This is a genomic window from Sneathiella sp. (assembly GCF_041689005.1).
GTDB lineage: Bacteria > Pseudomonadota > Alphaproteobacteria > Sneathiellales > Sneathiellaceae > Sneathiella.
In genome coordinates this window covers 1-3481 of record NZ_JBDNHC010000136.1, presented here as the reverse complement: position 1 = coordinate 3481, position 3481 = coordinate 1, and the positions used below count along the sequence as shown (strand labels likewise).

The following is a 3481-nucleotide window of genomic DNA, read 5'->3' as shown; positions in this document are numbered from 1 at the left end:
TAATTCCGCGCTTAGCTCATCAATCGACGAGGAAGTTGAGAAGCTGACTTGGTCTGCACATTGGGGTGCCGATACGGTAATGGATCTGTCCACTGGCAAGAATATTCACGAGACCCGTGAATGGATCATTCGCAACTCCATGCTGCCGATAGGCACGGTGCCAATCTATCAGGCGCTAGAGAAAGTAGACGGCTTGGCAGAGGATCTCACTTGGGAGATCTTCCGTGACACTTTGATCGAGCAAGCCGAGCAGGGTGTGGACTATTTCACCATTCATGCCGGCGTGTTATTTCGCTATGTGCCACTGACCGCAAAGCGCGTTACCGGCATCGTCTCTCGTGGTGGCTCGATCATGGCGAAGTGGTGCTTAGCGCATCATCAGGAAAACTTCCTCTATACGCATTTCGAAGATATATGCGAGATAATGAAAGCTTACGACGTATCTTTCTCACTCGGTGACGGCCTGCGCCCTGGTTCCATTGCGGATGCCAACGATGCGGCACAGTTTGGTGAGCTCGAGACTTTGGGCGAGCTGACGAAGATAGCGTGGAAGCACGACGTACAGTGCATGATCGAGGGTCCAGGTCACGTGCCTATGCATATGATCAAGGAGAATATGGATCGCCAGCTCGAAGTGTGCGGCGAGGCGCCATTCTATACTCTTGGGCCGCTGACTACGGATATTGCACCAGGTTATGACCATATTACATCTGGCATTGGCGCCGCGATGATCGGCTGGTTTGGCTGTGCAATGCTGTGCTATGTCACGCCGAAAGAACACTTAGGTCTGCCTAATAAGCAAGACGTTAAAGATGGCCTCATCGCTTATAAGATAGCCGCTCATGCAGCGGATCTTGCAAAGGGACATCCAGGCGCACAGCTGCGCGACAACGCGCTTTCCAAAGCCCGTTTCGAGTTCCGCTGGGACGACCAATTTAACCTCGCCTTAGATCCGGATACCGCGCGTAGTTTTCACGACGAAACCTTGCCGAAGCAATCAGGGAAGGTCGCACATTTCTGTTCCATGTGTGGGCCTAAATTTTGTTCTATGAAAATTAGTCAGGAAGTTCGCGAGTACGCGGCGGCGAAAGAGATAGCCGACGTAGATAGCGCGTTGAAAGCCGGTATGGAAGAGATGGCGGACACCTACAATAAAACAGGCCGAGAATTGTATCGCAGCATTTAGTATTGGCGAATTGAAGGGCGGCAAAACGCCCGCTTACAGTAACGAGAGGAAATGATGTCGAACACACGTATAGATGATTTAAACATCGCCTCCAATGAGGCCTTGTTGACACCGCAGGATTTGAAGGAACAATTGCCGTTGGAAGGAGATGCCTTAGAGTCGGTTCGCGCCGCACGGCAGACCATCTTCAATATTCTCGACAGGACCGATCCACGTCTCTTTGTGGTTATCGGTCCTTGCTCTATCCATGATGTTGATGCAGCCTTGGAATATGCGGGTCGGCTTAAGAAGCTTGCGGAAAAAGTGCGGGACGCTCTGTATCTCGTTATGCGCGTCTATTTTGAAAAGCCCCGCACCTCGGTAGGTTGGAAGGGCTTGGTTTACGATCCCTACATGGACGATACGTTCAAGATTGAAGAGGGGCTTTTCAAGGGCCGCAAGCTGTTGCTGGACATTGCGTCCATGGGGCTACCAACTTCTACAGAGGCGCTCGACCCGATTTCTCCGCAGTATTTGCAGGATATTATTGCGTGGTCGGCAATTGGTGCTCGTACCACTGAGTCGCAAACTCACCGCGAGATGTCGAGTGGTCTATCATCCGCAGTGGGCTTCAAAAATGGCACGGATGGTGGTTTAACCGTAGCGATTAACGCGATGCAATCGGTGAGCAGTCCGCATCGCTTTCTTGGGATTAATAGCCAAGGTCAGGTATCGGTAGTGACGACGAAGGGTAATCCCTATGCACACGTAGTATTGCGTGGTGGAGCTTCGGGGCCTAATTACGATTCGGTGCACGTGGCTCAGTGCGAGGCAGCGCTGCAAAAGGGTAAGGTCAGCAGCAACATCATGATCGATTGTAGCCATGCGAATTCGAATAAGGATCCGACGGTACAGTCGTTGGTACTGAAGGATGTGACGCATCAGATTCTGGAAGGCAATGAGTCGATTATCGGGGTGATGTTGGAGAGCAATCTTAATTTTGGCAATCAGAGCATTCCCAAAGATCTATCGCAATTGAAATACGGCGTATCCGTCACCGATGCCTGTATCGATTGGGAAGAGACTGAGAAGAGCATTACTGATATGGCAGATAAACTGCGCGCAGTATTGCCGACACGTCAATTTAAAGGCTAAGCCTAGCTCAAAACATATTACTAACATTGCTCATCGAGACCGATTCTTCTTCGGCGCGGCCCTGTTTGATCCAGTCCTGTATGTGGGGATTGGCTAGTAGGGTGTCTGCATAGCGTTTTGCTTCCATGCTTAGTTTTGCACCGTAAGAGCGGAAGCAGATTGCCATCGGCGCGAACATACAGTCTGCGATTGAAAATTTCCCGAATAGATAATCACCGCCAGCGCCGTGTTTGCGGCGACAGCAACTCCAGATAGCGTCGATGCGCGCGATTTCCTCTTCTAATTTCGCTGATACAAAAAGTTCGACTGAAGCTTTGCAATTCATCGGCCATTCTTTCTTAAGGTGGGGGAACTCCGAGTGCATCTCTGCGCAAACGGACCGCGCGCTAGCGCGCTTCTTCGGATTGATCGGCCAGCCACGCCCCTTTAAGAGCTGTTCGGAAATATACTCGCAGATTGCGAGTGAGTCCCATATGGTCGTTTCACTATGCAAGAATGCGGGTACCTTCAAGGAAGGCGAGTAGGGCCCGAGCTTCTCTGCTGTGTTGTCCTGATACAGCGCGATATTAATTTCGTCGAATGGAATTTCGAAGGCTTTGAGCAGCAACCAAGGCCGCATAGACCATGAGGAATAGTTCTTATTGCCGATGACTAGTTTTGCGTGACTCATGAGAAACTCTCCGCTGAATTAACAACTACGCGTGAAGAGGGAGCCTCTTCAGTGTTTCAGATTTAATGAAGTATTTTGTAAGAAAGTTCCGAGACACCCCTATCGAAACAGCCACTGTTCATAAAACAAAAGGCATACAAGGATTAAACACCGACTTTATTACGTTTAGAGGCGTGAATTGAGGCTAGACGCTGACCGAATATGGCAGAAATAAGGCGGAGGGTTTGCGGCATCGTAGGTCGCCGCGGGCCGGTCACGTTTTTGGCGTAAATACTGTATAGTTCCCGTGTCTTAGCGCCGCCTGGTGCGGGGTTTTCGGGTGTCAGGGTTTAGCCACCAGTTACGAGTAAAAAAATTATGGCGAGACGAATTGCGATAGTAGAGGACGAGGCGGCAATCCGCGAAAATTACGCCGATGTCTTGCGCAAGCAGGGCTACGAGGTGCAGACCTTCTCCAATCGCAAGGATGCCATGCGCTCCTTCGATATTCG

The 3481-nt window shown here is 50.6% G+C and carries 3 protein-coding genes and 1 pseudogene; 3 read left to right on the top strand and 1 reads right to left on the bottom strand.

Annotated features, from left to right (window positions below):
* A partial coding sequence (gene thiC / locus ACESNI_RS15280; protein ID WP_373088514.1) for a phosphomethylpyrimidine synthase ThiC occupies positions 1-1186 on the top strand: 1186 nt, incomplete at its 5' end.
* Between the two features lie 54 nt (positions 1187-1240).
* Complete coding sequence (locus ACESNI_RS15275) at positions 1241-2320, top strand: 3-deoxy-7-phosphoheptulonate synthase (protein WP_373088516.1); 1080 nt, start codon at positions 1241-1243, stop codon at positions 2318-2320.
* 7 nt (positions 2321-2327) lie between these two features.
* Here ACESNI_RS15275 and ACESNI_RS15270 read toward each other — a convergent pair whose 3' ends face one another.
* Positions 2328-2990: a glutathione S-transferase family protein gene (locus ACESNI_RS15270; RefSeq protein ID WP_373088512.1), complete on the bottom strand. Its 663-nt coding sequence runs from the start codon at positions 2988-2990 to the stop codon at positions 2328-2330.
* Between the two features lie 357 nt (positions 2991-3347).
* Between ACESNI_RS15270 and ACESNI_RS15265 the strand changes: the two are divergent.
* Positions 3348-3481: pseudogene (locus ACESNI_RS15265) on the top strand (DNA-binding response regulator); the annotation flags it as partial.

What these genes read in the sequence shown, in the direction of transcription:
- ACESNI_RS15270 (WP_373088512.1), bottom strand. Translation starts at nt 2,990, where the DNA reads ATGAGTCACGCAAAACTAGTCATCGGCAATAAGAACTATTCCTCATGG.
- ACESNI_RS15275 (WP_373088516.1), top strand. Translation starts at nt 1,241, where the DNA reads ATGTCGAACACACGTATAGATGATTTAAACATCGCCTCCAATGAGGCC.